Genomic DNA, 25,293 nt, shown 5'->3' with positions numbered 1-25,293 from the left:
GATTCCTTTCTATAGTAGGCTGGTTAAAACAGAAACCCGGTGTACGATAAACGATCATACACCGGATTTCACAAAGAGATGTGAGATTATTTTTTTGCTTTTTTCCAAGCGTCATATTGAGCTTGTTTTTCTTTTATAATGTCGTCCACGCCTGCAGTTTTCAAGCGTTTGAGGAACTCTGGTAATACTTTATCAGGATCTACCGATCCGGCGCTAAGTGCCGGAATCATCTCGGTAGCAACCGCAGAGCAGTTGGCGACTTGAGTCTTCACCTTAGACGGATCAAATACGAAGCCTGTCACTGGTGAGGTTTCTGCTGTTTTGTCTGTTTCATAGACGAATTTTTGGGTTTCCTTTGCAGTTTCCCCACCTTTGTTCTTGTCATATGCAGAACGGTTGAAAGTAGGGCTGTAAGATTGACCGATCTGCCATTCGTTAAAGTTGAAATTATATTTTCCTTCAATCGGAGTGTACGTACCATTTTCGTCGTATTTGTAATCAACACCCTCTTCACCGAGCGTAATCAACTTGTACAGGTCATCATTCGTGTTAAGCAGTTCTACTAATTGCACAGCTTTTTTAATGTTTTTAGAGTCTGAATTAACGGCAATAGCTGCGGTAGAGCCAGCACCTGCAGGAATCATCGTCCGAGTGGTCGATACGGTTAAAGCAGTAGCTTTCCCATCCTTGTTATTCATAGACATAGCAAGATTTTGGTCAGGAAAGTCAATGCTGTCAGGCCAACCGTAGATTTTCTCAGCGACAAATTTACCTGCTTTACGGTCAGGGGAAGTATCTTTTACTGTTGCGCCATCTTTGCGCACATAGCCTTTGTTATACCAGTCGCGCATAATTTTAGTGAACTTTGCGAAATCTTCTGTTTCATACTGGTTGATGACTTTGTCTGGATTATCCAGGTTAATCCAACCAGGGATGCTCATATCGCCAACCGCTTCCATATTCCAGTAGAGCGGGTCATTTGCAAACAAGCTGTAAGTGGAGCTAGTTTCAAATCCGATCTTTTCAGGATGCTTCTTGAGGGCATCGCCGAGGAAAGGACCGATCATTTCAAGTGCCTCAATGGTTGACTTGCCTTTTACAGCTTGCCAGTCAAAGCCTGTTTCTTCCACAAGGTCTTTGCGGAATCCAAATCCGATTCGCTTGGCAGAGCCCCATTGCTGATAATTAACCATTGCATAGATTTTGTTGTCAACTTTCACGCCATCCCATATGCCCTCAGGGATACGAGAGTATGTTTCAGGTGCATATTTAGGAAGTAGATCAGTCAGGTCAGCATAAGCTCCTTTGGCAGCGTTCTCAAAGAAGTTAATACCTCCCCAGCTTGCGGTGAAAGCGAGATCCCATTTGTCACCAGAATTGATCATCAGATTCATTTTGTCAGCGTAAGTACTGCTGTCTACCATGATCAGATTCAATTTTGCTCCAATTTCTTTAGAAATAATTTGGTTAGCTTTCTTCATGATTCGATCAAAATCATTGACCGGACTGTTCATCATATAGAAGGTAAGCTCAGGTAGCTTATCATCACCAGATGCAGATTCGCCGGTGGAGCTTTTGTCTTTTGGTGTACAGCCGGCTAGAAAAATCGATAATAGCAGTGTTACGGACAACAGAAGTGAAGCAAATTTCTTCATTGTGGTTCCCCCTTACATATATTTGTATTGTCAAAACATCTATAGTAAAAAGTTAATGAATCCTTGATTTTAGAAGGTTTATAGACAAATTACGTGTTACCCCCTAAAATCTAAGGATTATTAAGGTTACAAGACCACCCACATCCTAGAATAAGAAGTGATAAGTTGTTCCCTTAATCATTAACGTATTACTCGAATTGATTAAGTGCCAAAATCAAATAATTCGAACTTTACAAACGCTTCGTGGTGTATTCCCTAAGAACAATCACTCTTTTACAGCACCTATTGTCAAACCTTTTTCAAAATACTTCTGCAATAAAGGATACAGCAATATAATCGGACCGATGGCGAGGACGCAAGTTGCCATGCGCGCACCTTCACTCGGCAGCATACCAATAGCGGCTTCCATCGACTTTGAAGCTTGTGCGTTCGACTGCAAATAGCCAATATTGTTCATTAAAGATTGAAGCAGATATTGCAAGGGGCGCAGATTTGGTGATTCGATGTACAATGAGGCTGTCATCCAGTCATTCCAGTATGCAATCGTTACAAACAATCCAATGGTCGCCAATGCTGGTTTGGAAAGCGGTAGGACAATCTGGAAAAAGGTCCGAATTTCACCCGACCCATCCATACGCGCCGACTCAATTAATGAATCCGGTATCGTGCGGAAGAAGTTTTTCATAATTAGCACGTTAACCGTCGATACGAGGTAGACGATAATCAGTACCCAGATGGTATCTTTTAAATGCAGAATTTGTGTTAGTAAAATATACTGCGGTACAAGACCGCCGTTAAATAAAACGGGAAGATACACAAAGAAAGTGAGAGCTCTCCGATGTTTTACTTCAGGTCGTGTCAGCGAATATGACAGCATGGCAGTAATCAGCAGATGTAAAAGGGTACCAACAACAGTCACAAAAATCGTAACAGCATAGGCATTTAGAATGGAGCCCGCTCCGCTGAATACATACTGATATGCTGCCGAACTGAACTCTTTGGGCCAAAAGCGGTATCCGTCAAGCATCAACCATTTTTCATTCGTAAACGATATGGATACAACCAATATCAACGGAAGGATAAAGGCTAGACTCATGGTAATGAACATAAGATGTAGCGTGATTTTTGAAAGATTCAGTTTCCTCAGAATCATGTAATTCCCCCCAATAGAAACAGGTCTAAGTCTTCTAACAAAGATAGCATCCGTTTCTGCAGATCAATTAAAATAGTGCGTTATCAGGATCTTTCTTTTTGATAATGTAGTTAGAGATTAACACAAGGAAGAGACCAACTACCGCTTGGTATAAACCAATTGCCGATGCCATGCCGTAATCATTGATCTTTTTCAGCGAGCGAAATACAAGTGTGTCAATCACGTCTGTTGTTTGATAAAGAGCACCTGCATCATTAGGAAGCGTGTAGAATCCGTTCCAGTCGCCCAAGCCACCATTAAATAGTTTTCCTACCCATAGTAGTGATAAGACAATGATGGTTGGTTTTAAAAGAGGCAGTGTAATATACCTAATTTTTTGCCACTTAGAAGCACCGTCCAGTTCCGCAGCTTCATAGTAATCTGGGTTAATCCCGGCAATCGCGGCTACGTATAGAACAGAAAAGTAACCAACATTTTTCCATAGATAAGCAATGGGCAGGATGATGCGCCAGTAAGACGGTTCGCTGTACCAGTTAATAGCTTCTCCACCGTTTCCTGTAATCGCACTGTTGGCAATCCCACGGTCAACACTCAACAGACTGAATAGAATGTACTGGATGACAATCCACGAGAGAAAGGTTGGTAGCAAAATGGACCCCTTATAGGTAGCAGATAAAAATTTGTTTTTTACTTCATTTAATAGAATAGCGATTGTCAATGCGCAGATCGTAACGGCAACTGCTTCTAGTAGATTGTAGAAAAGCGTATTGAATGTAACCGTTCTCGCTACGTCTGATTTAAAGAAAAACTCGAAGTTTTTGAATAAAGGATCCATCCATTGACTTCCGAAAATACCATCGCGTGCATTATAATCTTTGAAGGCAATGAGAACGCCGACCATCGGGATATAAAATAAGATGGCGATAAAAATTATTCCAGGTGCCATCATGATATAGAAAGGCAACTGCCGGCGCACACTGCGCATGGTTCTATTGGATTTATACTGACGAGATGTATTTGTATTTGTATTTGTAATCGCCTTCATTTATTTGACTCCTTTCTGTGTGAATTTTTTATTTCTGAACTCATTCTACGAATCGAGTGCTGATAACTCAACGATAAAAAGTATTATTATCCAAGTTTTTGAACACTAGTTTTCTCTAAAAACTAACAATTTCTACAAAGTGTTGGAAATCATTGCGACATAATTTGCTAAAGATTATAATAAAAAATAATATTCTGACTCTAATTACTTTACGGGGATAGGGAAGGTCCCCCTCTCTCCTCCATTTATTCACAGTTCGAAATGGAGGATCATACAAGTCGAACGATTAGGAGATCGCTATGAAACTCTCAATAAAAACAAAAAAATATAGAACGAGTTTTTTACGTAAAGCCTTTTTTTCCTTTTTTATTATGACGATCATCATTATAGTTTTACTAACATCCTTTTTAACGATTACGTATTTGCGTACGACGAATACATTGATCAGCCACTATAACGAGAAATTGATTGCCCAGTCGAATTATAGCATTGCCTATCTTGATGAGACCGCAAAAAAATTAGGAAATGCTTTGTACAGCGACAAAGATATTATCAATTTTTTAAATATGAAGGAAAGCGATGAGCACATAGCTTTTTCAGCAAGTAAGGTCATTGACAAGCACTTTTTGACACTTAAAGATATCGACAGTGTATATCTTTACAATGCGGGATTGGACTTGTTTTACTCCTCACGGAGCGGTGAACGTCGATCAACATCCACATTTTCAGATCAGGCGATTGCCAAGCTGTTAACCAACAAAGATTTTGTAGCTGAGTATCGTGGTCGTCCCATTGTGGCATCGGTAGATAAAGCAACACAATCGGCAAAAGTATGCTCATATATATTATTTGAACCTGGCGCCACTGCAGCTGGTTTGAAAAATGCTGTTGTTGTCAACATTCGAACGAAAGCGCTTACGGATTCCATTCAAGCAATCAATGGTCATGATCCTGTACAGGAGACGTCTTTTTTAGTGGTTGACACGAATGGTTCTATATTAAGTATGGCACTCTCACCGGAGTTTGTTCATAACATGAGTGAAGTGCGCTCATTAGCCCAAAAAGCACAGGAACTGGATGGCAGCAACAATCGGGTGCAAAAAATTGACGGGACCCGTTACCTTGTTTCGAGCAGCAAAAGTAATGCAAACAACTGGTACATCATTGGCGTTACACCCTTTAATAAGATTTTCGAAGATGTAATTACGGCATCGATCGTTGCTACAGGTATAGTAGTAGCCGTATTCATTCTAAGTGCGGGAATTTGTCTGTATTTGGCACGCAGGCTGAACAGTCCTATTCAAGCAATGACGAAAATTATAAACGGGGAAGCTCCTGAAAGAAGCGATGCACTTGTATCTGAAACGGAAGAATTCCAAGTTATTCTGTCTGTATTTGAATCCATGAAGGAGCAAAATATACAGCTCGATAAAATCATGAAAGAAACAGGCTATGCCGCCAAACAAGAATTTCTAAATGCTCTTTTAAGCGAAAGTACAACTTATTCAATACAAACTGTACGTGGAAAATTGCATGATTTGCATTTGGATTATCTCGCCACAAATCAGCTGTGTATGTGCCTGTTTAAAATTGACAATTACAATCAGTTTATAACTGAAAATAGCCAGAAGGAGCGTTGGGCCTTGCGCTATGCGATAGTCAATATCGCGGGAGAAATTGCTGAAAATTACGGTAAATGTGAAGTGTTTAGCTGTGACTCTGATAAATTTGTGATGCTGATAGATTGTGACACAGTATCGCAATATAAGGTATTACAAGATAACGTAGAAAGTGTGTTACGTGACATACAAAGGAATACAGAAAAGTATATACATATTTCCCTGTCTATGGCGTACAGCACGTTGTTTCAGGGTCTGGAACATTTGCCAACTATGTATAACAGTATGAAGGATTCGATTCTTTTAAAAATGCGCTATGGACATGGTTGTATCATCAGTCCCTACATGCTGGATGAAATCAATGCCGATGAATTTCACTTTTCAGTAAAAAAAGAGGACCAGCTGATCGAAAGAGTACTGGAGGGTCATGATGAAGAAGCCAGTGCGATCTATCAGTCTATCAGTAAACTACTTTATCAATATACGTACGATGAGATTTTGTTCTGCGTAATCCATTTAATTTACAGAATTTATTTTGGTGTATTAAGTAAAGTACCCGCAATAAAGAACAATCAAGATTTCACTTTGCAGGTTTTTTTGCAAGATATACAACATGCAGAAGTGAGCGCAGATATTGATAGTTTGATGAATGAATTTTTACAAAAGATTAGCAAAAAGGTGACAGAAATAAAAAACACATCCAATAGCAACGACCTTTTAGTGCAGCGTATTATCGAAATCGTGGAAAAGGAATATTCCAACACGGAGCTATGTCTCAGCTCCATTGCTGACAAAATTAGATTATCTCCGAACTATGTCGGTCAGTTGTTCAAAATGTCACACGGTCAGTCGATTGCACAGTACATATTTGACTTCCGTATTCAAAAACTGGATCAATACATGCGCACTAGCAAATTGCCTTTGTCGACGATTCTTGAAAAGGTTGGTCTTGAAAAAAACAATTACTTCTACACACGATTTAAAAAACATTTTGGTATGTCACTCAGTGAGTACAAGTTGCAACTTGGAAAAGAAAAAGATGCCGATTTAGTGACAAAGGAATAGATGTATGAAACGGAATGGGAAGGCAGAGGAGTTGCTCGAAGATTTTGTAGGAATACATGGAAAGAAAACGGATTGCTGCTTATACCGCATAAACATATCTAGTGAAAGAAGTGAAATCTATACAAGATCGTATAGATTTCACTTTTTATTTTCTCATGAAAGGGGGTTAGTATCCTTTTTTAGCCTTTACCTCTATGATCTGCAAGATATCACCTTCATATCCTTCGGCAGACCCGACACCTATAATGGTCCCTTTTTGGGCATATAAGGAAGGATCCAATTCTGCAAAAGTCAATGGCAACTCTCTCGTATCATGTAGATAGTGAGCTCGAATGGACTTGGCTAATTCTGGTTGCAAACCGGACAAAGTAGTCACACTGCCAAGCTTATCTAATGATTTGATGCCATCAACGGTTACAGTGACACTAAATGTGCTTAGGGTTCCTTTGAGATCTGCAAGTTGTCCTTTTACAGTAAATGTACCTGGCTTTTTATACAATGATGGATTTACTGAGCTCCAGTTTACTTTAGCAGATTGTGAACGACCATCCTTAAAGGTAACGGTCACTTCTTTTGGTAGATTCGGAGCATGATCAATGGTAGTTGATAGAGTATCTTCTATACCTTTGATGGAACTAATCTCATACGCCTTATCAATATAGATGGTGTAGTCTTTATTTCCTGCTGTAGTGATCTCGGAAAGGGTTATCGTATTCTTTCCATTAATCAATTGATCTGGCGAAATCGATGCATGGTCACCATCAAATGGAATGGTTTCACCATTAACCTGTAGTTTCATTTCTACACCATCAAGGACGATCGTCGGTTTCTTGATCGTAATTGGCTTCCTAGTATCGGTAATCACGCCATAATACGTATAATAATTAGGATTGAAATTACCGTTTAATACGACATTATCTAATCCAAGGTGATTATCGTAATCTACGTATTTAGGATTAGAAATGATCTCGATATCATCCAAGTAAACATTGGCGTTAATCCCACCAAAGCCAACCCCACCTGATTTATATTGACCGTCATTAACAGATAATAATTTTTGTCCATCTAAAACAAATCCCACTTTACCATCAAACGTTTGAATCTGTAAATTATGCCATTCCTTCAGATTAAACCCAGCCGGCACACCTACTTTTCCTAGTGATGTATCTGACGTAGCAGTATGTTTTGATATTTCGAAATACGGCGCGTTGGCAGGAAAACCAGTCGTCCCATTTTTATTTCTTCGATAAACGATTTGGTAAGATAATGGTGCTTTTCCTGGAGCCAAACCCACATTCGATGTCATGACATAAATCGTAAAGTTATCGTAGGCTCCACCAAGAACATTTGTATTACCCCATCCATCAAATTTCCATTTCATGTTGACTAGGTAATTATCCCAAGGAGCATTCAACTCATAGAAATCATTCCCATCTCTAATCTCATCCTTTAGCACTTGATTTCCGCCATCGGTGACAACACTTGTGATTGATGGCATACCCCCGATTTTTTCGAAATTAGGGACTTTTCCATCTTCAAAATCAAGTTTAAGCTGTTGCTTATTATCCCCTGATGCATCATAGGCTGGAGGTACAGGCATGGTTGTTGGAGGGATTGGCATTGTTGCTGGATTCCCGCCAAAAACATAAAGCTCATCATAAAAGGCTTGCCCTCTGCCTTGGTCAGAACCAAGTGAGATATAATCAAATCCGGAAGAAGGTAACGTTTTAACGAATTGATTATCAATATAGAGCTTAGCCTCTGTACCTGATGTATAATCAAACTTCAGTTCATGCCACCCAAAAGTCCGTTCGATATCCGTAACTTCCTTTTGGTCACCAACCTGGACGATATACTTTCCAGCCGTATTATAATCCAAGCCCATGCCGATAATGTTTTCACCATCATCTACTCGTGCAATGGAGGTAACCCTAGCCGAATTCTGACGCCCTGAATCGTATGAAGCGAGATTATTATTTTGTCGATCAAACATCTTGACTGTAACGACCTTGTTCAGTGTTTCAGGGAAATTCTTGAATATGCGAGTTTTATCAAGCAGTTCCAAACTAAGTTTTCCGTTTAATGGACCCTCAGACATGAATTCTGTTGAAATTTTCGCTTGATCGTTTTGAGTTGTCCAAACCGAATCATCTAGACCATTTTCAAAGTTTTCTTTGAAATAGATATCTTCTGGTTCTGAAAGGAGATCTCTATCTGTTAGGTATTCCTTAGGATAAGCGGATGTTACGCCAATTTTGTCATACTCCATCTTGGAGTCGTCAAAGTCCTTAATGTAATTGGTGTGTGTTCCATAATTTACATTGGTATTATCAAACTTAATTACATCCCCATATTGGGTAATGGTATTCACTTCGATGTTAAAGTTCATTGGATTAGTGGCTTTAACATTGCTTAACTCCATGCCAGAGGCACCCATATCTAAGTTGATATCGTTAGGGGCAAAATCGACCATGGTAGGATTTGGACCTGTGCTGTCAATAACCGCTTGGCTTAAATAATTCGGTTTATAATTCTTACCCTTATATAGATAACATGCAAAGAAAGCTCCGTCGTCTCCACCATCTTGTTGGGCATCATGCAAATATACATACTCAAACTTATTATGGTGCGTGTACATATCTGTCATAATATTGAAATCTTTATCGCCATTCGGGAAAGCTACATTCGGATTACGGCTATATCCGGCAGTTAGGAAAATACCTCTTCTTGGTGAATTATAGACCTCTACATGTGATACCGTATTATAGCTTGACTGCTGAATTGTGATACCTGAGGCCTGGCCGATGAGCTCGCCAATATCATGAACAATCGTGTTCGTGATCGTATTGTCTCTACTATAGCCATCACCGTTTTTATCTCCAGCCACACCAGGGTAACCGCCATCGATGCTTATTCCTCCATGACCGGTGTTTTCAATCAGGTTATCCTTGAGCACAGCATTTTGGTTAGCCAAATAAAGATTGATTCCGAACATACCTGAATTTTTGATATGTGATTTTGAAATCGTGATGTTCTTCGTGTTTGTCAGCGTAATCACACCGTATTGGAACTCAATTCTTTCTGATTGCTCGGCATAGGATGGTTGTGTACTATTTTTAGCTTCAGGAGGATAGAAACCTAAACCAGCTCCCGCATCTCCCCAGTTCCAACCATATGCGTACCAATCCGTTGTATTGGTGTCCTTGAATTGCAGGCCGCTAAATTCAATATTCGAAACCATGTGCGTGCGATCTGATCCTGCTACACGGATCACTTCTTTAACAGTAGGAATAATAAATTCATTATCTTTTATTTTTCCTTCAGGGTAATAATACAGATCGCCTGTTGTTTTATTAAAATAGTATTCACCAGGAACGTCCAAAAAGCCTAAATTTCCTTGAACGAAATACCTTGCATTTGTACCTGTATTATATTTAGGTCTGTACATCTCTGGTTTGCCTGGAACGGTCTTGTAGACAAGCTTACTGGTTGCAGTATCAATCGCAGAAATCGGAATCGTATCCGTCATCCAATCCCAGTATCCACCATCCCACATATATACGGAAGCATCCAGGTCTCCGCGTTGTTGGGCGTTTACCATACCGTTTAGTGACTCTTGATCAAGATCACCATCTCTATAAATCAAGTCACGAATTCCGCCTGCTTTACTTTTCATGTATGGAGTTAAAGCCGATTGAAAATTTTTATATTTATTTAAGTTCTGAGTTCGTGCTAATGTTGCCCGTCGATCGTTTACATAAAGAGTATCAAAAATCACATCTGTACCCACATGAGTTTTGTACACCTTTCCTTCTGCGGCAGCTGGTAAGTCAGCTTCAGCACCTGTTCTTTTCACTAATTTCCATGATGAATCGACAACCTTACCACCGATTATCTCGGCACTGGCTAATTCATCTAAATTTCGATAGATGATATTATAGCCATTTGTACCTGAGTCTCTTTCGTCAAATGTAATCGTTTCATCAAGATAATATTTACCTTCTGAAATAAATACGTAAATATCACCTGTCATATTCTTATTGATCTTTCGAACCGCCTCTCTTGCAGCTTGTAGAGTGGCAAATGGCTTTTTATAGGAGCCATCATTTTTATCCTTTCCATCTGGTGAAACAAAGAATTGGGCTTGGATTTTATTTTGAGAACTACCTTCCCCTTGTGCTGCTTGAGCAGTCTGTAAAGAACCAAACAGTGGGGCCCAAACGATACATAACGCAATCATGATCGTAAAGAATTTCTTCTTATTCATCATCATACCTTTCCTTTCTATCAACTCTTAAAGTTTTCATTTGTTTTTCGGTATTTATGTATGTATACGCCTGATGAATCTCCTACTGATAATAAAACGTTTTCATACCGGAGACTGAATTTTTTGAACTCAATGCAGACACGTCGGCTTTTATTCTTACTCATTAATCACCCCCTAGCTAAGACCGCATTATTTTGACCATTTGTCAAAATATGTAGTAAATTTACTTGCATTATAGCTGGGTTGGTCACAGATCAGCAATCTCAAAAACTGTAGTATTTGATGATTTTCTACAATTAAAAATTACACGGTAACTCATATTTTTAATACATTCACCAATTTCTGTCTATTTGGAATATTCAACATACCAACGTAAAAGTAGACGTCCGATTAAACTCCTAGATCCGCTAACAAAGTTTTCGGCGCGAATGTACGCGGGGCTTAACCAAGATTTAAAAGCGGCTTATGAATACCTGCTACTCATCCTCTGCTACATATTCAAAATATCCGAAGTCCGCATACGCCTTTCTATATAGCATATCACTGCAACACATTCCCACCATTGCGCCTGTATAAGCGCCTTCTTTGCAGTGTTCATCTGAAAGTTTGGACGCATCGACCTTATGTCCGATCTCATTCCAATCAACTGCATCAAAGGAATAACTAAACACTCCTACATCCTTCTTCACAGTCAATTTCAAATAGATTTGCCTGTGGTCACCAATTTCGATCCCCTTAACTGGAGAATAAGTCGGGTTTCCGTGTTCAAGAGTAAGTACATCCAATATTCTTTTTCCGTGATAATTGCAGGTGACTCTCAAATAACAAAAATCGTCTGTATCGTAAATATAGATCAAACCGGCCATTTGTCTTTCACTCGTTGGATCAAATTCTACGCAGGTCTCAGCCGTAAAATGGAAACTTTCTTGCCGTCTGACAACCATGCTTTGCTCAAATCTTGAGTTTGGCGAATCCTTACCAATAAGTCTCAGGTACCCTCTTCTTTCAGTGAGGGACATCATACTTTCGTCAAGCGGGATTCTTAATGATTGAAAGTCAAAATCAAGCTTATCACTGTCAAATAAATATTTTTTGGATTTGGGGGTCGCTTGTCCTTCTACCATATTAGGAATTTCAACTTCTACTTTAGGACTATGACTACCATCCTCAAGCTGAAGCCAGCCTTCGCTATCCCAAACCACCTTCTGAATGGCGGTTTCTCTTCCCAAGATACATCTTCTGAATGGCGGCAATGGCCTGCTGCATAAATGAACCATATACCATTCGCCGGATGGGGTCTCTACTAAATCGCCATGTCCTGCCTTTTGGAGCTCTAAAGAAAGATCATCTCTGGATGTCAGTATCGGATTATGTGGGCAAAGTTCATAGGGCCCCAAAATATTTTTGGACCGTGCTAACGTAGCAGCGTGACCGTACTCCGTTCCTCCTTCTGCAGCAAGAAGGTAGTACCAGCCGTCCTTTTTATAAATGTGAGGCCCTTCAGGAGTCGTAATTTTTCCGCTTCCATTATAAATATGATGTAATTCTCCAACAAGGGAGCCCGTCTTCTCATCAAATTCTTGTATTACAATGCCGGCCATTGTTCCGCCATTCTCATCTGCTCTATAACGCCTTAAAACACTTGTCACCCACTTTCTTCCATCATCATGGAACAAGGAGGGATCGAATCCTGCACTGTGAATATAGATAGGGTCAGACCATTCCCCATATATATCCTTAGTAGTGATAAGATAATTATGGCAATCCATATATGCGTACCAATGGGTCCTCACATTGGTGTACATCAGATAATATGTGCCATTATGATAAGTTAGGCAAGGCGCAAATACGCCCCCCGAAATATCGCAGCCTTTCAAATCAATTTGTGAAGTCCTTGTCAATGCATAGCCGATATTTTTCCAATTTTTCAAATCTTCCGAATGGCGCAATTGTATGCCTGGAAACCATTCAAATGTAGATGTGGCAATATAATAATCATCCTCTACCCTAATAATAGAAGGATCGGGATGAAATCCCGGCAAAATAGGGTTTTTAATGTTCATTTTATTTCCTCCATCTAGAGCCGTCCACTGCTCGACTGCCGCTTGCCGTTCGCTCATGCCTTCGAATCTTCCCTATGCAACTTATAAATCTCGCTAGCATCCCACCAAATGCTCGAAAAGCACTCGCCTGTCAGCCGATGCCACTCTTCTTCCAGCTCGTGATTGATGACTCGATCTGGAAGCGCCAATGATGGATCCGACTCGACAACCATAAACAGCGTCAGTCCCTCGCGAAAAATCCGCAAAGATATAATGCCTGCTTCCCGCATGTGCTGTTCATTTCCGGCAGGAATATCGCGGTGAAGCTGTTCATACCGCTCGACTTGATCTGGATGAAGATGAGCCACTTTGATTTCTGTTACCCTGTTTGCTGCCATATTCCCACTCCTCTACAATCGTTCGCTCACCATGCGATTTGTCAGAGCACCCAGCTTTTCAATCTCGATTGTTACGACATCTCCCGGCTTCAAATACACCTGCTTCTCCTTCGGATAACCAAATACGACACCGGCCGGCGTTCCGGTCAGGATAATATCGCCTGGCAGCAGCGTCATATGTTGTGAAATATAACTGACGATTTCATCGCAATGGAATATCATATCCGACGTATTGGAATGCTGCCGAACTTCGCCGTTCACGATGCAGCGAATGTCCAGATTGTTCGGATCGCCGACTTCGTCCGCCGTAACCAGATACGGTCCTAAAGGACTAAAGCCGTCGCAGGATTTGCCGAGCAGCCATTGATGGGTTCGCATTTGCAAATCGCGCGCGGACAGATCATTCACGTTGCAATAGCCGAACACGTGATCAAGTGCATGTTCCTTGTCTACGTATTTGGCTTTTTTGCCGATGACAATCACAAGCTCAGCTTCATAGTCGACCTGCGCCGATACCTTCTCCGGCAGCGGAACTTCGCATCCATGTCCTGTTAGCGTATTGGCAAATTTGTTGAACAGGATTGGGTATTCCGGGATCGGCGCGTTTGTCTCTTCCGCATGCTTGCGGTAATTGAGTCCTACGCAAATGATTTTACTCGGATGCGTCACGCAGGGCGCGTATTGGATCGTCGATTCATCGAGCAAATAAGCTTTGCCCTCCGCACCGCCAGCTAACACTTGGTCTGCCAAGCGCTGCAGTGCAGCAACAGCGTACCTTCCGCCTTCGATGACTTCATGAATGGTCACCGGCAGTGTTCCTTCTGGCATGGAAGCCATGCTTTTCAGCGCTGCTGCGACATCCAGAATGCCTTGCTCCGTTTTTATCGCTAGTTTTAATTGCCCGTTATCTTCATAATTCAACAGTTTCATTTGTTCCTGCACTCCCGTCTATTATTGTTAAGCGTTCTTGCCGAATACAACGCCGCCGTCGATGTACAGCGGTGACCCCATCATGAACTTGGATTCATCCGAAGCGAGGAAAAGGGCCGCGTTAGCGACATCCTCCGGCTTGCCAAGCTCTCCACTGAGCTGGCGCTGTTTCAATGATTCGATCGCAGCTGTCGGATCATCATACGACGTTTTCAAATAGTTCTCCATGAACGGTGTATAAATTGTCCCCGGAAGCAGTGCATTCACCCGGATGTTATAGGCTGCATAATCGACCTGCATCGATTTGGTCAAGGCGAGCACCGCGCCTTTCGTTGCACCATAAGAAGCTCTACGCGCGAGGCCCATTTCAGCAACACACGATGACATATTGATAATCGAGCCCGTTCTGCGCTCCATCATATAGGGCAGCACATATTTCGAAGGCAGGAATACGCCTTTGACATTAATGCTCATAATCCGGTCCCACGTCTCCGGTTCGATTTCGTGCAGTGCGCCAACGCCGCTGATGCCCGCATTGTTGAACAACACGTCGATGCGGCCGAATTCAGCAATCGCTGTATCTACCATCGTTTTGACCGCTTCTGGCTGGGTCACATCAGCCTTAATGAAGAGTGCCTCACCGCCTTTTTCTATAATTTCGCGTACCGTTTCAAGGCCTTTGACCTCGTCCACGTCATTAACAATGACGGCTGCGCCTTCTCGAGCGAACAGCAATGCCGTGCTTCTTCCGATGCCTGAGCCAGCACCTGTGATCAGTGTTACTTTATCTTGTAATCGCATATCCTCACTCCTATACCTCTTTCACTTTCAACCGATACGTCCGAACTGCATTCCCGCCAAAAATAGCCTCGATTTGATCCTCAGTCAATCCAGTCGGTAACGTTGCGCCAACCATTTCGAGCATGTCCGTAAAGCTTCCTGCCTGTAAGCAGACCGGCCAATCGCTTCCAAACATCAGGCGCTCCGTCCCGAATACATCGATCGCATGCTTGACGTATGGGGCAACTTCGGATGCCGTCCAGCCTTTTCCTCCAGATCCCGTTGCTAATCCTGATAACTTGCAGGTGACATGCTCAAACCTTGCCAACGCTTCCAATCCATTTGCCCAAGGTTCCGTTCTATTACTCTCGATATCCGGAACCGCCAAATGATTAATGACGGCCTTCAGCTTCGGCACACCTTCCAATAGCTTCACCATTGCAGGAAGATCAGCCGGTCGAATGAGCAGATCGACCGGAAAGCCGTCTTCAGCGAGCAATGCAAGATTGCGAAACAATTGCGGATAACGGCTCCACCCCCCGTCAGATGTAGCAGGGAAGGTCGGGCGAATCCCGACAAAACGCGGTTTGGTACGAAAGCGTAAGTAATGTTGTTCAAAATCCGCACCGGTCACATCGAGCCATCCCACAACCCCAAGCAATGTCTCTTCTTGTTCACACAAATCGAGCAAAAAATTCGTCTCTTCCATCGTCGGCGCCGCTTGCACGACAATCGTTCCCGATACGTCGCATCGCTGCAGCTCCGATTTTAACTGTTTCGGCATATAATCTTGATACAATACCGCTCCGGCGTCCGGTGTCAGCCAGCCGTAATCGCCGCGCTGAAGTTGCCAATAATGTTGGTGGGCATCAATCCTCATTGTTCGGTCCTCCCATGAATCATAGTCTGCTTATCTACACTAGGCCACGGCATATCATAAGATGGCGAATGGACAAACCGCTCCATTGACAGTCTCAAAGTGATGCCTGTTCCCGCAGGCAGCGATACGTTCAGCCATCTCCCTTGGGCCGCAATCGTGCCAGTCACCTCGTCCGAAGAATTGATGATTTCTCCATTTGAGAATCGATGTTCGCCAAATACGCCAGCTTGAATAATAACCTCTCGATCATCGAACAGACTCGTGTTCACCAAATGAACCGTTACGGAATCCGGTGTCAGCTTCTCCACCAAGGCAGACACGCCCGGCGGCAGTCCCGGCCGTTTCGCCGCTGCGTCAAAATAGCGTACGCGCCCATGCTGCAGACCCCCATGCGAAATGTGCATCGGTCCGCCCAGCGTCAGCTGCACAAGGCCTTCGAAATATAGCGGGCACATTTCCTGCCAAATGTGAATGGCCGAATAAATCCCTTCGCTGTAATGCTCGGTCCATTGATACGGATCGCCTTCCGGAGAGCGCATCTTCGCGAGCTGGTTGCCAATCATTTCGTAATTGGCGCTAAGAATCTTCTGCGGATAATCGGGGTTGAGCCCGCGAATATATTGATACCAAGGCTGCGTATTACCGATATAATGCTTTGTCTCCCGTCCGGTTTCCGGATCCCTGCCAGAGAACCTCGGCACTATGACCGCATTCCAGTCTTGTTCTTTCGGGATGCGCTCTATGCGTTCCACATCCTCATCCGCCATCGACATCGACCACAGATAGATCGGATACTTTGGCAGCGCCTCCCTATAATCGGTCCAGCCGCTGTCGAAATGCTTGAATGGCACCAGCCATTTGCCATCCTTCTCTTGACGCAGCTCCCAGTTGCGATCCAACTGTTCCCTTGCCAGCTGCAGTCCATTCATATCGCCAGTAAGCAATACCTTATTCATGCAGGCATTCGTAAGCGGCTCGATAATCGTCATGAAGCCGTGAGGCCATCGCCAGCCATAGTAGCCGCCCCACCATTTGCCGTCGTTGTACTCCCCGATTTGACCTGTAAGTCCAATATTGTCAGGGATAATGCCACCGTTTGATCGGGTCCGCTCCTGCCAGGCATTTACGTATTCGACGACCCAGCTCCGCAGCTTCTCATCTCTGCTATGAAGAAACGCATGCGTGATCAATCCCGTTGCATTCAAATTCAGCGGCACATCGCCGCGATTCATCCGCTGATTCATCATTGAGAGAAGCTGTTTATAGACCTCATCGTTCGACCACGGGCACTTGCCGCTTACAAAATCGACGCCCGGAATATCTTCGTAAGGCGCTAAATAATCGTCCAGAATGCCGCGATGCGTGCTCCAATCCTCCTCGTTTACTTCAAAGCGAGGACCGCGGCTGCCTGTCAGTGGCGATCGGATAAGCTTCCGCTCCTTATCGTAGTTCGGCGCTTCCGGGTCGTCGCCCGTATACATCGCTGCAAATTTGCTGGCGCGCTGCCGATCCTTAAGCGTCGAAGGTCCCGCCAGACCAAGAAAATATAAATACAAATAGCCTTCGCCATGGTGCATCCAATCGTAATAGGCATCGAACTCGCGGTGGATTTGTCCGTATTCAGTCCACTGCCAAGTAATACCTTCCCATATTTTACGAGATACTTCATGCAGTTCGCTGCTTCCTCCGAGCACATACAAGAGCGCCAAATTCATAAACCCTTCATAAGGATCATCCGATCCATCCATGCCTGGCCAATGCTCGAACCAAATGAGCGTACCGTCCGGCTGCGTGTAACGCTCGACGAACTCTTTGGCTGCCTTGTTTAATGTTTCAAAAAGCTGCTGCTCCTGCAGCGCCCACGTCGGTGGAACGACCCGTTCTGAGGCCTGAATACTCGCGATAATTCCGTTCATAAGCGATGAAGACATTGTGCTCACCCTCCCTTTGTATTGCTTATTATTTATTAACTAAATAAAGGTTGTCCTTGGAATAAGCTATATACCTGACGCAGTTCTTCCGGACCGGCCAGAACGTTTCGCACGTCCATTGGAATCCTTTTTACTCCGGACGCAGACCCGTATCCTTCCGAGATGCGTACGGCCTGGCGAATAAAATCGACATGATATTACTCGATTTTCTCTTGCCTTTCGGTATAGCCGACATCGGAATGGGAATGGTGAATAGCATAGATTTTCCACTTGCGCGTTAACGATTTCATTGATCTTCTCCCCCTGGGATTGTCTAAATTACTTTTACCCTAGTTGGTACCCGCCGTGTAACGGAATCAGCGCCCCATTGACCCATGACGACTGAGAACTGCACAAAAACGCAACTACGTCCGCCACCTGTTGGGACGACCCCACGTCCGCCCTCAGCTTCTCGGATTCGGCGATCCTTTCCGCTTCAGCAGGATCTTCGAACAGCTGTTTGAACCAATCGTTCAGAAGCGGCGTCGCGATGCCCGCCGGGAGCAACGCGTTGCAGCGAATACCCGTATCCTTCAGATCGAGCGCCAGCCCTGTCGTCAGATGGTTCAGCGCGGCCTTGAGCGAGTCGTACACGAAATTTCCGGCAATATTTTTCTGGCTGTTGAGCGAGCTGATGTTCACGATCGCGCCGCGCGTCTCTTTCAAATACGGCAAAGCTTTCTGAATCAGAAAAAATCCCGACTTTACATTGACGGCAAAGAGCCGGTCCCAATCTTCATGCGTTACCGCTTCGATCGGCTTGTTGCACACCAGGGCAGCATTGTTGACGACAAAATCGATTCTGCCCCACGTTTTCACCGCTTGCTCTACGAGCGTATTCGGCGCGGAGGGATGGAACTGGTCTACTTGAACGAAGAGCGCCGATCCGCCGTCCTTTTCGATTCCTTCCGCAACTTCACGGCCCTTCTCCGCATTCCGCCCGCAAACGAGGACGCGGGCGCCGTATCCGGCCAACGTCTCGGCGATCGCTTTGCCGATCCCGCTGCTGGACCCGGTGACAATCGCAACCTTATCCTGAAATTTATTCAACTTCCCCATCTCCTTCTTAGCATCATGTCGTACGATTCCCCCTACATGCAGTTAATGGGGCACCTTTACCCTTTCACAATACATAGGTCGATAAATGCAGAAAACACAACAATAGGTTCAGATTTTGAGCACATAGAGTCCAAAGTCTAGCATCACACCTTATTTTTTCTAATGTTGATGGTTTGGAGCCCATCGAGACACTCCAATTAATGTGTTGTTTCCTGTTCCTGCAGGACTAAATATTACTTGTCGGCATTTGTCTCCAATAAGTTGCTCTTAATCGATCTGACAGGATTGCTGCCGCTATTTGGAGTCAAAATAATGTTTACACTTCTATGATTTTGTTTCAGGAAATCATTATCCGTTTCTTCTTCTTCTATTTATTCCTCCTTACAAGATTCATAGTTTCACTATACAAAAGCAAATGAAGGTCGACATCTAAAAAAAGTAATAATATCTTCAATAAACCGTCGTAATGCTCATCAAAAAATATTCTTTTCTCTAAAATTTCCGTGCTTCACCGTACTTTATGACTGACGATGATCTATTGGAGGAAATAGAAAAGAGGAGCGGAGAACCCCTCTTTTTGTTTTACACTTAACAGGGTTTCAATACATGACGAAGTCGTTTACGAAACTCCTTGATGACCAGAAGTAAGTTGGTAGTAGGAATTGCTTTGATAATTCATTCGTCGAGTCGTTCTTCTCGCATCTAAAAACAGAAAAGCTTCATTTGGCAAAGCTAAACAATGCATCTGAAGCTGAACGCCTGATCACTGAATACATAACTATGAGCGGTTCCAGAAAAAATTAGGCGACTTCTCTCCTGTTGAATGAGGGAAGCGGTCGCCGCTTAATTTATGTATCTTTCAATGAAACTGCAAGATCGGTTGGGTCTTGTCACGTTTCTACTGGGGCCTCGACCAGCTCCGGTGAAATCGCTCTCCCAATTAAACCGCCATTAAGCTTCTCATTAAATATTCTTTTCTTTAAAATTCCGACCTCAGAGAGAAAAAACGAGGAGCGGAAGTTCCGCTCCCCTCTGCCTTATTCGTCCATATTGCAAAACACAGAACTAGTCGGCTAACAAAGCCCTTGCATCCCGGAGCAAATATTGCGCTGCTTCGGCTGTAATATGCTTGCCGCTCTGCGCCTCCACCTCGTTGACAAAGCTCTTCAAATTGCCTTTCGCCAACTTTGCCTGCAGGCTATTGGCAATTCCGGCATTATCGATCTCCTTGGTTTCTGTAAAGCGCTTCACCAATGCCTTCAAGGAATCGATGCTGACCACTGTATCAACCGCTATGACTCTGTAGATCGCTTTTGGTCTTACTGATGTTCCTTCAGCGGTCCCAAAAACGATGAACGTGCCCGCTTTCGCCACCATGTCCGGTGTGATGGGGTCCCAAACAACGTCAACCATACCCGTAGTTCCATCGTTGTATACGGCCTCCATCTGCTCAGGCAGTGATGGGATTTTGCCAATGTTCGTATCCACAGCAACCGATTTGTAGTCCACGATGGTTTTTACAACCTGCTCCGGCGCTTCAAATACCTCGAATTCTGCCAATCCACATTCCGCGCCGCTCGGATTGTTGTATTTGTTCTCCGGATCAACGGTAAACTTAATCCAACTGGTCGTTATTGGAGTTTCAAACGTCAAGATGTTATCCGGCTGCCCTTGCCATTTGATTCCCGTTACCTTTTTACTGCCGCCTTCCCATTCCAGCAGCCCTTCAACAATTTGGTTTATTTCATGTCCTCGATCTACCAAATTAACATGACTTATTTCCACGGGCTCGGGAAATTGAAGTTTGATCCAGGGGGTTCTGTCCGCTTGTTTCGCCGCCCATGAAGTCGCTTTATCTCTATCGATCGCTTTGACGCCTGAATATCGATCGTCCTGATTATCTCCATTAGGGACGCCGTTTTTATCCCTTACGGAAGATACCGTTACAATTGCAATGTTGGCGATATTCCCGTCCTTGGCAGTAATGGTTTCCTGATTAGACGCCACGGTTACTCCATCCAGCGTTACATTGACTTTTACAGTAGATTGGAATGTTTTATAGGCAGCATCTTTCAACACAATGGTGTTGCTGCCGGGAACAACCTCCAATCTGGAATCGCTCAACAGATATTCTACTTTGGCTCTCGATAAATCAGCTTGTTCTCCTGTATTTAACAAGCCTTCTATTTCAGCAACGATTGGGTTATTAGGTGTAATTGTCGTTTTATTCAGTGTAACTTTAATTTTGTTTAAATACGGAGCCTCATAGATTTTTCCTGACTGATCAACGAAAAGATACGTAACATTTTCAATAGAACGGCCTCCTATGTTTACCCTGATGCTTATCTTCGCCATTCCTTGTGAAACTGCAGTCAGCAGATTTGAATTGCCTACCGTAATCACATCCTGATTTTCGCTTGTTACGGTGATCTCAGCATCTTTAACATCAATCGGTTCGCCCGCACCCGTATGAGCCTGAATGTCATACTTGCCTGTAGCCGCATCGATCGGCTTATACGTATAATCGAAGCGATCAAACAAGTCAGACGTATCCATTCCGTTGATGGCCACTTCGAGCAAATCGATCGTTGATCCGTTTGAACCGCCTTCAAATATAAGCTTTACGTACTGCGCTTCCGTGTTTAACGCATATTGGTTATAGAATCCGAAATAAGCGGGGCCTGTTGGGCCGTTGACCGTGCTGACATCTTTCCAATCCGCGCCGTCATTACTGGTTTGAATTTTGATAGTTTTTGGCGTGTTGGTATATATTTGTTCTAATGTATTAAAGTTAATATTGACGTTGGCTAACTGAGACTTTGTCGGTAATTTAAATTGAACCCATGCTTTTTCATCGGCCGCCACCGACCATTTGGATTGATCAAATCGAATGCCGTCAATAGCTTTGCCATCAACCAGATGATTGACTGCATTCTGATTATGACTGGATGTAATTTCAGCAGTCCTTGCAAGATTTTGGTACGGCAGCAGGTCCAAGAATATTTTATTCGTCGTAAACGTCTTTCCGTCCAGCATGACATCGGCCCAAACGACTCCCCGTGTGGGTTGTTCTACATACGGCGTGGTGATTCCATCGTCCTTGAAAGTAAACGTATTTACTTCCTTGATCACGACCGGCTTGTATTTATCGCCCGCTTTCAGATCGACGATACCGCCATGCCACTTAATTTGTGCTGCGTCAAGCCCGATGGCGCCGCCTTTCGAAGATCTGCCTTCGATCTCATAGCGAAGTCTCTCCAATGTGCCGAACTCGCTATATGATTCTCGTTCATTCACTTTTAAAGTTGCGCCGATCATTTTCTCGCCAACATAAATTTTGCCGTCTCTTGCCGTTACTTTCAACGTATCCTGATTCGATACGCCTTCATAAGTCCCGCTTATGGTGATGGCAGTCGTTCCGTTCGCTACTGGGGTCACGATACCGCTATCGTTAACCGTCGCGATTTCAGGATTTGCGCTGCTGTAAGTGAGCCCGGAAAGCTTGGCTTTAAGCGCCGGAAAAGTCATATATCCCTCGGCATTGATTTTGAGTGATGAAGGTGTCAACTGCTCACCCGTTGCAACGACATTCGTAAGCGTATATTTGCGCCCAGGGTTGTCCGTTACAATCTTGATGATCGAATCAATCGGATCCTCCTGAACATTGGCAAGGTTGATGGTCAGACTATCGCCATTTTGTTCAAACGATGTGACAGGAATATCCTCGTTTAACCAGGTGACGGAAGTCACTTTGTCTTTAATCGGACGAACTGTTATAGACTTTCCTGCGATGGCGTCAAACCCTTTTTTGCCGTCAGGACCCTTCATTATATGCAGATATATATTGTTGTCTCTATAGGTTGCGTATCCCCATTGCGGGCCTGTCGTACTTTTAGGAAAGGCAAACTTTTCATAGTTTCCTTTTCCATCATCTTCGTAGCCATAGCCCGATAAGAAATAGGGCATCGTACCCGTTGTAGACTCGTGTCTTTCCGGCTTGCCCTCAGGCGCAAACCAACTCGCAAGCCCCTCACGAACATCTATAAACTCTTGAACGGACTTGGGATATCTTGTTGCAACATCTTCCGGAGAATCCCAGTTTGTTCCGCGGCTCATTAAAGGCATTTGGTCATTGTTGTCCACGTATCCTCTGCCGGCATTCATGATCATTTCTTTGGCAACCTGACGATAATCATCGCGTTTCTCATAGTAGGGCGTATAGTTGTTCTTGGTATGAACAGACTTCCATGGCTCCATGGGAGTACGTTTTAAGAGATGATTTGCACCTGTATTTGAATAAATGTGACTGGCTTCGGAGGTTCTTAAATCCGGGTCTCCATACTCTTCGCCCCATGCATTGGAATTGATAATAATGTCAGCGCTGTAATTACGAACATTACTGTACATCACATCATAATTGGCATTTTTCATGGCTTGCGGGCCATCGAAATAGAGGTATGCCGGATCATAACGCTTAATCAGATCCTCCACGTTCTGTACGAACACATCCGTAGAGTAATGCTGTAAGCCGCCGCCCTCGGTTGCATAATACAAACCAAATTTCATGCCATAGCGGTTGACAGCCTCTTCAAACTGTTTTAATCCGTCTACCACTTGGCCGTTTTCATCTTTCGGATAATATTTTTGCCGTTCATGTTGTGGGTCTGCGAACTTAGACGGCCAATAATAATTTTGTTGCAATGCTTCAATCGAGACGAGTGAATGTCCCTGACGTTTAGCTCGCTCTGCCCATAAATCAGCGGAGAAATTCGGATCAACAAAGTAGGGGTAAGTTACGATCGTGTGGCTTAACGCACCAACCCTACCCTCTTCAAACCATTTATTCGGGCGTTCCTTGACGGTAATCGTCATCTTCTTGGTCGCTTTATTCCCGTTCCGGTCCGTAACTTGCACGGTAAAGTTATAGTCTCCGGGTTCACTGTTGATGCTAATGATGCCTTTGCTGCTGGTTAGGTCGGCATTGCCGTTCACTAAACCATCCGCGATGGTGCCATCCGCTTTTAGTTCCAAGCCTTCTGGCAGTTTACCTTCAACGATGCTCCACGTATAACCTGGTGCGCCTCCGCTCGCCATGAACTGGAATGCCGAAGCAGAAACGCCGTACTTATTACTCGTTTTCGATTTATTCCACACATACGGCCATTCCTTGTAGCCAAAAGGCATGTTTTCGGTTGGCAGCAGCGTTTTAACGGCATCCTCGGTCGATAGTCCTTGCGTGACGATACTTAGAGCGCCAGAATCACCTTCAACCGAATTGATAATGCCATTGATCATATTGCCGTTTTGATCTGCAACTCTCCCATAGAACCCGAGGTACGCCACATTCTGATCAGCCGCGATCGGAACGTTGTTGGCATTCACATCTTCGGTGTATGTATGTTTGATTTGAAGCATCAGCTTGTTCCAACCTTGCTTCAACTGGATAGCTTGTTTGGTCAAATCCTTCTGCACTTCCACAGGTGTGGTCGGTTCGGATACACATTTGTCGTTTACATAAAGTCGATATGAACCACTGGCGCCTACATTAAAATATGCTTGTTGTTCTACCGGACTGTATACGTATGTGTGAGCGTATACGTATTTGTTTCTCGTATCGACGCCTTTTTTGACCGTAAAATAACCGTATAAATCCTGATAATCATCATAGTTCCGGTTATAGAGGCGATCATCGAAATACTCCCACTTATTACTTTCTTGATTCAAGGCTAATGGATCGCCGATTTTAGGCGTGATCACGCCCGAACCAGGATTGGATTCGTTGGCTGGTCTGTTGTATACCTCGATCTCTGAAATACCGGTGATCGAAGGATACGGTGTACGGCCTTTATCGATTTCAACCTTCATTTCCACGACTTTCTTCAGCCCTGGCTGCATCGTATACACCGTTGGCTCGTCAGAGCTGGAAGACGTGCTGTTAATCTTACCGGAATCGACTTTGCTGCCGTCTTCAAGCGTGAATGTAAGGTGATACCAATTATTGACGTGACGCGAATCGCCCCATTGGGCAATTTTTACTTCATTTAGTGCAATAGGATCCTTCCATTTCAGATTTACCCACGGACTGGAATCATTTTCGGTCACCCACTGTTTCTTGGTACTGCCATCTACTAAATTCGAAACAGGGTTGACGGCGAGCGTTGATGAAGAAGCGGTTATGTCAGATGCCAGCGGAGCAAGATTGATGACTTCGCCAACCTGGCATTCATAAATGTTGTCTACGACAGGCGAATCGAAAGGACCTGATACCAGCCACGAGTTAATAAACGGGGCGTTACCTGTTGTCTGCTGTGCGTACGCCTTCGTACCGGGGAAGCCAATCATGAATGATGCAAAAAGCATTACGGTTGCCAATACGCTAGAAATGAATTTAGTGCTGTTTTTTACCATTTTTACCCTTTTCCTCCTTCAT

Annotated in this window: 13 protein-coding genes and 1 pseudogene; 2 read left to right on the top strand and 12 right to left on the bottom strand. The window is 43.8% G+C overall.

Going from position 1 to position 25,293, the window contains the following annotated elements:
• Positions 1-86 precede the first annotated feature (86 nt).
• From V7137_RS07750 to V7137_RS07740, 3 genes are all read right to left on the bottom strand, one after another.
• Positions 87-1,655: an ABC transporter substrate-binding protein gene (locus V7137_RS07750; protein WP_335697549.1), complete on the bottom strand. Its 1,569-nt coding sequence runs from the start codon at positions 1,653-1,655 to the stop codon at positions 87-89.
• 265 nt (positions 1,656-1,920) lie between these two features.
• Positions 1,921-2,808 carry a carbohydrate ABC transporter permease gene (locus tag V7137_RS07745; RefSeq protein WP_335697548.1) on the bottom strand — a complete coding sequence of 296 codons (888 nt, stop codon included), beginning with the start codon at positions 2,806-2,808 and terminating at the stop codon, positions 1,921-1,923.
• A 67-nt stretch (positions 2,809-2,875) separates the two neighbouring features.
• Positions 2,876-3,853: an ABC transporter permease gene (locus V7137_RS07740; protein ID WP_335697547.1), complete on the bottom strand. Its 978-nt coding sequence runs from the start codon at positions 3,851-3,853 to the stop codon at positions 2,876-2,878.
• Positions 3,854-4,152: 299 nt separating this feature from the next.
• On the opposite strand from V7137_RS07740, the gene V7137_RS07735 reads away from it, so the two are divergent.
• The gene (locus V7137_RS07735) at positions 4,153-6,537 is read left to right on the top strand and encodes an AraC family transcriptional regulator (RefSeq protein ID WP_335697546.1); all 2,385 of its coding nucleotides are present in this window, start codon (positions 4,153-4,155) and stop codon (positions 6,535-6,537) included.
• 166 nt (positions 6,538-6,703) lie between these two features.
• On the opposite strand, the gene V7137_RS07730 is transcribed toward V7137_RS07735, so the two are convergent.
• The 8 genes from V7137_RS07730 to V7137_RS07695 form a co-directional block, all read right to left on the bottom strand.
• Positions 6,704-10,804, bottom strand: a complete 4,101-nt coding sequence (locus tag V7137_RS07730) for an Ig-like domain-containing protein (RefSeq protein WP_335697545.1) — start codon at positions 10,802-10,804, stop codon at positions 6,704-6,706.
• 476 nt (positions 10,805-11,280) lie between these two features.
• Complete coding sequence (locus V7137_RS07725) at positions 11,281-12,924, bottom strand: glycoside hydrolase family 43 protein (RefSeq protein ID WP_335697544.1); 1,644 nt, start codon at positions 12,922-12,924, stop codon at positions 11,281-11,283.
• A complete protein-coding gene (locus V7137_RS07720) occupies positions 12,921-13,244 on the bottom strand; it encodes an L-rhamnose mutarotase (protein WP_335697543.1) in 324 nt (107 codons plus the stop codon). The genes V7137_RS07725 and V7137_RS07720 overlap by 4 nt, the downstream gene beginning before the upstream one ends.
• Positions 13,245-13,256: 12 nt before the next feature.
• Positions 13,257-14,174: a fumarylacetoacetate hydrolase family protein gene (locus tag V7137_RS07715; RefSeq protein ID WP_335697542.1), complete on the bottom strand. Its 918-nt coding sequence runs from the start codon at positions 14,172-14,174 to the stop codon at positions 13,257-13,259.
• A gap of 27 nt (positions 14,175-14,201) precedes the next feature.
• Positions 14,202-14,975 carry an SDR family NAD(P)-dependent oxidoreductase gene (locus V7137_RS07710; protein ID WP_335697541.1) on the bottom strand — a complete coding sequence of 258 codons (774 nt, stop codon included), beginning with the start codon at positions 14,973-14,975 and terminating at the stop codon, positions 14,202-14,204.
• 10 nt (positions 14,976-14,985) lie between these two features.
• Positions 14,986-15,834: an amidohydrolase family protein gene (locus tag V7137_RS07705; RefSeq protein ID WP_335697540.1), complete on the bottom strand. Its 849-nt coding sequence runs from the start codon at positions 15,832-15,834 to the stop codon at positions 14,986-14,988.
• The gene (locus V7137_RS07700; protein WP_335697539.1) at positions 15,831-17,765 is read right to left on the bottom strand and encodes a hypothetical protein; all 1,935 of its coding nucleotides are present in this window, start codon (positions 17,763-17,765) and stop codon (positions 15,831-15,833) included. Before V7137_RS07700 ends, V7137_RS07705 begins: the two co-directional genes overlap by 4 nt.
• A gap of 324 nt (positions 17,766-18,089) precedes the next feature.
• Entirely contained in the window at positions 18,090-18,854 is a 765-nt protein-coding gene (locus V7137_RS07695; RefSeq protein WP_335697538.1) for an SDR family NAD(P)-dependent oxidoreductase, read from the bottom strand.
• Between the two features lie 705 nt (positions 18,855-19,559).
• Between V7137_RS07695 and V7137_RS30635 the strand changes: the two are divergent.
• Positions 19,560-19,667 (top strand): annotated as a pseudogene (locus tag V7137_RS30635) (hypothetical protein); the annotation flags it as partial.
• Positions 19,668-19,928: 261 nt separating this feature from the next.
• Here the strand turns inward: V7137_RS30635 and V7137_RS07690 are convergent.
• On the bottom strand, positions 19,929-25,271 hold the full coding sequence (locus V7137_RS07690) for a DUF7402 domain-containing protein (protein WP_335697537.1): 5,343 nt from the start codon (positions 25,269-25,271) through the stop codon (positions 19,929-19,931).
• Between the last annotated feature and the right edge of the window lie 22 nt (positions 25,272-25,293).

The sequence above is a fragment of the Neobacillus drentensis genome, from assembly GCF_036962765.1.
Lineage (GTDB): Bacteria > Bacillota > Bacilli > Bacillales > Cytobacillaceae > Neobacillus > Neobacillus drentensis_C.
The sequence above is the reverse complement of the archived record's forward strand: the minus strand, read 5'-3'. Positions and strand labels throughout refer to the sequence as shown.

Bases quoted from the DNA above. Each gene is read 5' to 3' on its own strand.
- V7137_RS07750 (WP_335697549.1), bottom strand. From the start codon at position 1,655: ATGAAGAAATTTGCTTCACTTCTGTTGTCCGTAACACTGCTATTATCG.
- V7137_RS07745 (WP_335697548.1), bottom strand. From the start codon at position 2,808: ATGATTCTGAGGAAACTGAATCTTTCAAAAATCACGCTACATCTTATG.
- V7137_RS07740 (WP_335697547.1), bottom strand. From the start codon at position 3,853: ATGAAGGCGATTACAAATACAAATACAAATACATCTCGTCAGTATAAA.
- V7137_RS07735 (WP_335697546.1), top strand. From the start codon at position 4,153: ATGAAACTCTCAATAAAAACAAAAAAATATAGAACGAGTTTTTTACGT.
- V7137_RS07730 (WP_335697545.1), bottom strand. From the start codon at position 10,804: ATGAATAAGAAGAAATTCTTTACGATCATGATTGCGTTATGTATCGTT.
- V7137_RS07725 (WP_335697544.1), bottom strand. From the start codon at position 12,924: ATGAGCGAACGGCAAGCGGCAGTCGAGCAGTGGACGGCTCTAGATGGA.
- V7137_RS07720 (WP_335697543.1), bottom strand. From the start codon at position 13,244: ATGGCAGCAAACAGGGTAACAGAAATCAAAGTGGCTCATCTTCATCCA.
- V7137_RS07715 (WP_335697542.1), bottom strand. From the start codon at position 14,174: ATGAAACTGTTGAATTATGAAGATAACGGGCAATTAAAACTAGCGATA.
- V7137_RS07710 (WP_335697541.1), bottom strand. From the start codon at position 14,975: ATGCGATTACAAGATAAAGTAACACTGATCACAGGTGCTGGCTCAGGC.
- V7137_RS07705 (WP_335697540.1), bottom strand. From the start codon at position 15,834: ATGAGGATTGATGCCCACCAACATTATTGGCAACTTCAGCGCGGCGAT.
- V7137_RS07700 (WP_335697539.1), bottom strand. From the start codon at position 17,765: ATGTCTTCATCGCTTATGAACGGAATTATCGCGAGTATTCAGGCCTCA.
- V7137_RS07690 (WP_335697537.1), bottom strand. From the start codon at position 25,271: ATGGTAAAAAACAGCACTAAATTCATTTCTAGCGTATTGGCAACCGTA.